Here is a 523-nt window from a genome sequence, read left to right as displayed (position 1 = left end):
CGTCGGGGTGTGCGCGGTGTCGGGGTGGGTGCGGACGGAGTCCGGGTACCGGCGCCGAAGCCCTCCAAAACTTGACGCTTCAAGTAAAGAATGCTTCCATCTCACTTGACGCATCAAGTTAGGGTGGGAGGCATGGACACGACGGACCCCCGCTGGTTGACCCCCGAGGAACGCGCGGCCTGGCTGGAGCTGGTCGGACTGTTCATCCGCCTGCCCACCGCCCTGGACGCCCAGTTGCGCCGCGACGCCGGCCTCAGCCACTTCGAGTACCAGGTGCTCGCCGGCCTCTCCGAGGCCCCGGACCGCACGCTGCGGATGAGCGACCTGGCCGTCTTCGCCGACGGCTCGCTCTCCCGCCTCTCCCACGTGGTCAAACGCCTGGAACAGCGGGGTTGGGTGCGCCGCACCCCCGACCCGACCAACGGCCGCTACACCCTCGCCGTGCTCACCGACGCCGGCATGGAGAAGGTCGTCGCCACCGCCCCCGGCCATGTGGAGGAGGTGCGCCGGCTGGTCTTCGACC

General features: G+C 69.6%; 1 protein-coding gene. It reads left to right on the top strand.

Annotation, left to right across the window (positions count from 1 at the left end):
* Window positions 1-132: 132 nt before the first annotated feature.
* On the top strand, window positions 133-523 hold a 391-nt coding region (locus tag FNQ90_RS26330; RefSeq protein WP_182608578.1), incomplete at its 3' end, for a MarR family winged helix-turn-helix transcriptional regulator.

This window comes from Streptomyces alkaliphilus, assembly GCF_014141535.1.
Lineage (GTDB): Bacteria > Actinomycetota > Actinomycetes > Streptomycetales > Streptomycetaceae > Streptomyces > Streptomyces alkaliphilus.
Note: the sequence above shows the minus strand (reverse complement) of the source record. Positions and strands in the feature narration are given on the sequence as shown.